The organism is Rhodospirillales bacterium RIFCSPLOWO2_02_FULL_58_16 (genome assembly GCA_001830425.1).
GTDB lineage: Bacteria > Pseudomonadota > Alphaproteobacteria > Rhodospirillales > 2-02-FULL-58-16 > 2-02-FULL-58-16.
The window spans coordinates 87,986-93,985 of the sequence record MIAA01000039.1; the positions used below are offsets into that span (position 1 = coordinate 87,986).

Sequence of the window (6,000 nt, forward strand, 5' to 3'; positions counted from 1 at the left end):
TCCGATTTTATAAGTTTGGTCCTGCGCGAAGTAACCGCCTATTTGCCGGTCATCACCCATACGCCCTTCCAGTCTTCGGGCGGGTTGGCCTCAAGGTGTTCGCACCGTTCTATATAGGTTTCCGACAAGGCGTCCTCGGGGTTTCCTTTAAGGCATTCTTTGAAGCAATGGACGGCTTTTTGCCAGTTGCCGGCGCGGTATTGTTTGCGGCCTTCGTTAAAATAATTAACCACGTCCATCAGGTTGGGGAAGGTTTTGTCGGTGTGGTAGTCCAGCACCTCGTGCACCCCCACCGGCTCGGTCTTGCCCTTGACCACCACGTCGTCGATGTAGCGGATGCGGTAAGTTCCCTTCAGTTTTCTGAAGGTATGCTCACTGATCAGCATTTTCGCCGAGTACTGCTTGCAGGCGCTTTCCAGACGCGCCGCGAGGTTCACCCCGTCGCCGATCAACGTATAGTCCATGCGTTTGGGCGAGCCGATATTGCCCGACACCACCTTGTCGGTGTTGATGCCCAGCCCCATCAGCACCGGCGGCAGGCCTTTGGCCTGGCGCGTCGCATTCCATTCATCCAGGCTGGTCAACATGCTGATGCCGGCGCGCACGCTGCGATCCTCGTCATCGGCGTGGGGGATGGGCAGGCCGAAGGCGCACATGATGGCGTCGCCGATAAACTTGTCCAGCATGCCGCCCTCGTTGGTGATGCAATCGACCATGATGGTGAAATACTCATTGAGCAGGGCGACCGTGCCCTGGGCGCCCAGTTGCTCGGTCAGGGTGGTGAAACTGCGCACGTCGGAGAACAACACGGATACCTCGCTGACGGCGCCGCCCAGCACGTCCTCGCCCTTGCCCTTGCCCAGCAACTGTTCGGCAATCGCCGGGTCCATGTAACGCGACATGGTTGATTTCATGCGTTTCTCGGTGCTGATGTCCTCGATCATCAACAGGGCGCCCAGCATCTTTTTTTCGGCGTTGACCAGGGGCAGGATGGTGAGGTTGACCGAGATTTTCTCTTTTTCCTCGCCCGTTTCCTCATCGTCCATGCCGACCATCAGCGTGGCGTCCATCCAGATGCTTGCCTCGTGGCTGACGTTCACCTGTTTGATCTTTTCCATCACCCATTCGTTAGGTCCGGCAAAAAAAGCCTCGGCCTGAACTCCGATAATTTCGGCGTCCTTGACCTTCAGGATGCGTTGGCCGGCGGCGTTGCAGGTGGCGATCTTGCCCTCGTCGTCCAGGGTGACGACGCCGTTGGACATGCTTTCCAGCATGCTTTCGGCGTATTTTTTCATATTTTGAACATCGTCAAACAGCTTGGCGTTCTCAAGAGCGATGGAAACCTGGCTGGTGAAGGCCTTGAGGCGCGATTCGTCTTCATCGGTAAAGGGGCCGCCGCGCTTGTTCAGCACCTGGGTGACGCCGATGGTCTGGCCTTTCTTGTTGACCACGGGCACGCACAGGATCGAGCGGGTGAAATAGCCGGTTTTCTTGTCGAAGGCGGGATTGAAGCGAAGGTCGGCATAGGCGTAGGGAATATTGACCGACTTGCCCGAAGTGTAAACGGCGCCGGCGATGCCGGCGGTGTTGGGAAGCCTGATCTGGATGGCGGTCAGGCCGTCGCCCACCTGTGACCATAATTCGCCGGTCTTGTTGTCGTTGAGGAACAGTGTCGAGCGGTCGGCCTTCAACATCCGCGTCGCCTCGCCCATCACCCTTTGCAGCAGGGCGCTGAGGTCGATCTCGGAAGTGACGTCGGAAACGATGTCGAGGAATTCCAGCTCGGTCTCGCGGGATTTCCTCATCTTCTCCACATACTGGGTGCTTTGCAGGGCGACGGCGGCCTGGGTGGTCATCGCTTCCAGCAAAGCCAGATCGTCCTCGGTGTATTTGCCTTCCTTTTTGTTGAGGGCCTGGGCGACGCCGATAATATCGCCCTTGGCCGTGCGGATGGGGGCGCAAAGAACCTGCCTTGTTTCAAACCCGGTCTGCTGATCGACGGAACGGTTGAAACGCTCGTCGGAATAGGCGTCATTAACGATCAGCCCCAAGCCGGTGGTGAACACATGGCCGGCGATGCCGCTGGTGTTCATTATCCTGATTTCACGACGGATTTCTCCCTGGGCGAAGCGCGAGTAAAGCTCTCCTGACTGCTCGTTGTTAAGGAAGATGGTGCCGCGTTCGGAGTTTGTCTCCTTGGTGGTGATGTCAACCAGCGTCGCCAGCACCTCGTCCACCGTCTCGATGCCCGCCACCTGCCTGGAAACATCCAGCAGCATTCTGGCCCGGCGCAGTTCATGGCCGTGGATATCGACCGCGCTCTTTTTCTTGAGAGCCTTGCCGTGATCTTTGACCTCGACCTCTTTCTTGAGGGCGCCGATCATCTTTTTCAGCCTTTTCCTGCCGGAATCATCCGCATGAGGGACAGGGGCGGATTGCGCGCCCTTTGTATTATCGGCCATCCGGTTTCTCCAGTTGGCCTCGAAGAGCCGAGACCGTCTCCTGCAAGTGCTTCGTTTCACTGCGAAAATCACGACTCATGTCGGACATCCGCTGCTGGTGGCTTGAATCGACTCGTTCCAGTTGAGTGCGCAGTTCACGAGCCGTTTCCTTGAGTTGAATAATTTCGGCGCCGGTTTCGGCGATGACCTTCTGAACGCTTTCCTGCTTGTCGATTTTCATCTTCTCCATCTCGTCGCGCAAGGCCTGAACCGTAGCTTTGAGCTGAATTATTTCCGAGCTGTACTCGGCAATCGTCTTCTGAACGCTTTCCTGCTTGTCGATCTGCATCTTTTCCAGCTCGCCGCGTAATGCCTGCGCCGTGGCCTTGAGCTGAATTATTTCCGAGCTGTGCTCGGCGATCGCCTTCTGGACGCTTTCCTGCTTGTTGACCTGCGCGGCTTCCAGTTCATGGCGCAGGGCGCGGATGGTATCGACGTGATGGCGGTTTTCAATTTGAGCCTGATAAAGCTCGCTTGAATTTTCCTGAAGTTCCATTTAGAGCCTACTTGTGCTATCCGAGCGGATTCCTTCGCTATGATAATGATAATACGTTATTTTCCATAGTCCGCTAATTTAGTGTTAAACGATTCCAATAAATTTTTCGGCGCCAAGCAATGACCCCGGCAACAGTGATTTTACGAATAGCGATCATAATCTTCCTTGCGGAAGGCATGGTCATGTTCGGCCTTTCGGTGACCGGGTCGATTTTCTCGCAAAATGTCGAGGCCCTGGTCGATGCCGTCGTCTTGACCGTGCTTTCCACGCCTTTTATATATTTTTGGGTCATCAAGCCCTTTATCGAAGCCCGCAACCAGGCAATCAACGATATACAGAAGGCCCATGACAAGCTGGAGGCGCGGGTCGAGGAGCGAACCTTTGAATTGGCGGTGGCGCGTGACGGAGCCGAGATGGCGAGCCGCGCCAAGTCGTCCTTCCTCGCCGCGATGAGCCATGAGTTGCGCACGCCGCTCAACGCCATCATCGGCTTTTCCGAAATGATGAGCCGAAAGACCTTCGGCCCCCTCGGCGATTCCCGTTACGCTGACTACGCCAATGACATCAGGGCAAGCGGCCTGTATCTGCTGGACATGATCAACGACATCCTCGACCTGTCCAAGGTGGAAGCCGGCAAGCAGGCGCTGCTGGAGGAGGAATTGAATGTATCGAGCATCGTTTCCTCGTCTTTGGAAATGGTCAGGGAACGCGCCAAAGACGCCAAGGTGGAAATGACGGCGGAATTGCCGGCGGATACGCCGAGGCTGCTTGCCGACGGCCGCATGTTCAAACAGATCATGCTAAATTTATTGACCAACGCCATAAAGTTCACCCCGGAGGGGGGCAAGGTGACGATCAGCGGGGATATCGGCGGAGACGGCAGCTTCTCGCTGAGGGTGACCGATTCCGGCATCGGCATCGCCGAGGAAGACCTGGCGGTGATTCTGTCGCCCTTCGGTCAGGTGGACAACGAGTACACCCGCAGGCACAAGGGATCCGGCCTCGGCATACCCTTGGTCAAGGAATTGATCGAGATGCACGGCGGCGCGCTAAAAATTGAAAGCGCTGTCGGGATCGGCACCACCATCATCATCAATCTGCCGGCATGGCGCATTATCAACCTCCCCGTAATTCCAACCTCCCCGTAATTCCTACAAATCTATTTATCCGACTGTGATGTCCGTCACATACAAAGCTTCTTTGATATGGGATCATACGGTCAGTCTTAGGATTTCCCCTCCCGAGACGTTCCCCCCTCTCTCCCCGGCGCCCGAAAGGTTCCGGGGAGTTTTCTTTCGGCGTTTATGAACGCCGGATGAACGGAGCGCTCAGGGCCGGTTCATGGCGGCTTGTTATTATCCGCCGATTATCGCTGCCATCCTCCTCCCCCCCCCCAACCCGATGGCAGCTAAAACCCCGCCTCCCCAAGGCGGGGTTTTTTCTTTCGGCGCTCCACCTTACAGCCCGAACTTGTTTCTTACCGCGTCGGCGAGGGCGGCGGCATCGGCGATGGCTTCCTCGCGGGCTTGCAAAGAGGGGTCTTTGCCGGCCTCCAGCAGGGCTTTGGCCTTGAGAAGTTTCTTGAGGCGTTTTTCTTCGCCCTTGAGTTCGATTTCCATCTTGCGGATGCGTTTGTTCAGACCCTCTACCCGGTGGAGCGTTCGCGCCCGATTTCCGGCGGCGCGGCGGCGGAAGTATTTGCGTAACGGCCACTCGCCGATGACGGCGAACAGCCAGACGCCGGTGATCCCGAAGATAATGGCGACCACCAGAAAGCTTGCCTTCTGGAAAGCCATGACGGTTCCCCAAAAGCCGATGGTGACGGTGGCCGAGGCGATGGTAAACAACAGACGACGGGTGACGATGTAGTCATCCTGATAAGTTTGTTCGGCCTCGACAATGGCGCCGGCGATCTCGCTGCGCGCCATATCCTGCCATTGCTTGAAGTTCATCCCCTCGGAAATGGTGCGTCCGTCGCGGATGAATTGCTCTAACCGTTTAAGCACGAATTCAGCCCTCTGCTCGGGTGTCGGATGTCCGCCCTTGCCGGGAAGGTTCTTGGGGTCGTCCTGAAGAAGGTCAAATTCGTCCTTTGCCATCCTGTGATTATAACAAAGCAGTTTGACGAATTGCGATGTTTAATAAAATTTTATGTAAATAAGTAATTAAATTTAAATTGAAGTATAGATAAAATAATAATAAATAAAATTGTTGACAAAAACGATTATTAATTATACAATTCCCATGTTGATCTGGAATATCTAACTAAGTGGAGCGCACAATGGTCCGCAATGATTTCTTGGTAACCACTGTTTTGGCCATGGCGATTACCGTGGGAATCGCGGCTCACCTGATATACAGCAGTAAGTCCGCCGTTCAGGTGAATGTCGTTTCACAGGAAAGGGCGGCGATAAGCGACAAGGCGCTCAGCGCCGGAATCAGCCCCGGCGCCGGCAATAAACTCAGGCGGGCAAGCAGCATTCTTCTGGAGGATGTTTCCGTCATGGTGGTGAACAGCATTTGACGCCGATGAATAAACCGTGACATTCCCCAAAAATTTCAGCAAAAGCCGAAGGCAAGCTGAGGCGGGGCGTTGGGACGACCCCCGGACTGAAAGTCAGGGATGCCGAAGATGCGCTTCCGTCATTGCGACCGCGAGCGTCAGCGACGCGGGAAGCAATCCAGATGACAACTAACGCTCCATGGATTGCTTCGTCGGCTTCGCCTCCTCGCAATGACGGGCGGCTGGAAGAGTCTCCCCGAAAAATCGTCGTTTCACTTCAAAAAGGCAGATTCCAGAATCACTTCAATGACTTGAATGTTTTGGGCTTAAGTTTTTGGGGAAGGTTCTGGATGAATAAACGGATTGACAGCCTGTCCGGTCGAAGCCCCTCCTGACCTCCCCTTTGTAAGGCTATCGTATTCACACATCTTCGATTTTGATTCGAAATGGAACCCCTGATGGCCTTTTTCGATTCTTTTTGGAATGTGTAGCGCATGAGC

5 protein-coding genes are annotated in these 6,000 nt (G+C 55.2%); 2 read left to right on the plus strand and 3 right to left on the minus strand.

Annotated features, from left to right (window positions below; translation table 11 throughout):
- Positions 1–38: 38 nt before the first annotated feature.
- Both A3H92_11235 and A3H92_11240 read right to left on the minus strand, forming a co-directional pair.
- On the minus strand, positions 39–2,279 hold the full coding sequence (locus tag A3H92_11235; protein OHC74040.1) for a guanylate cyclase: 2,241 nt from the start codon (positions 2,277–2,279) through the stop codon (positions 39–41).
- Positions 2,280–2,451: 172 nt separating this feature from the next.
- On the minus strand, positions 2,452–2,997 hold the full coding sequence (locus tag A3H92_11240; GenBank protein OHC74030.1) for a hypothetical protein: 546 nt from the start codon (positions 2,995–2,997) through the stop codon (positions 2,452–2,454).
- Between the two features lie 176 nt (positions 2,998–3,173).
- On the opposite strand from A3H92_11240, the gene A3H92_11245 reads away from it, so the two are divergent.
- Positions 3,174–4,145 (plus strand): hypothetical protein, encoded by a 972-nt coding sequence (locus A3H92_11245; protein ID OHC74031.1) that lies wholly within the window; start codon positions 3,174–3,176, stop codon positions 4,143–4,145.
- Positions 4,146–4,454: 309 nt separating this feature from the next.
- Here A3H92_11245 and A3H92_11250 read toward each other — a convergent pair whose 3' ends face one another.
- A complete protein-coding gene (locus tag A3H92_11250) occupies positions 4,455–5,096 on the minus strand; it encodes a hypothetical protein (GenBank protein OHC74032.1) in 642 nt (213 codons plus the stop codon).
- A 182-nt stretch (positions 5,097–5,278) separates the two neighbouring features.
- Between A3H92_11250 and A3H92_11255 the strand changes: the two genes are divergently transcribed.
- Entirely contained in the window at positions 5,279–5,521 is a 243-nt protein-coding gene (locus A3H92_11255; GenBank protein OHC74033.1) for a hypothetical protein, read from the plus strand.
- Positions 5,522–6,000: the final 479 nt, after the last annotated feature.

Bases quoted from the DNA above. Each gene is read 5' to 3' on its own strand.
- A3H92_11235 (OHC74040.1), bottom strand. From the start codon at position 2,279: ATGCTGCTGGATGTTTCCAGGCAGGTGGCGGGCATCGAGACGGTGGAC.
- A3H92_11240 (OHC74030.1), bottom strand. From the start codon at position 2,997: ATGGAACTTCAGGAAAATTCAAGCGAGCTTTATCAGGCTCAAATTGAA.
- A3H92_11245 (OHC74031.1), top strand. From the start codon at position 3,174: ATGGTCATGTTCGGCCTTTCGGTGACCGGGTCGATTTTCTCGCAAAAT.
- A3H92_11250 (OHC74032.1), bottom strand. From the start codon at position 5,096: ATGGCAAAGGACGAATTTGACCTTCTTCAGGACGACCCCAAGAACCTT.
- A3H92_11255 (OHC74033.1), top strand. From the start codon at position 5,279: ATGGTCCGCAATGATTTCTTGGTAACCACTGTTTTGGCCATGGCGATT.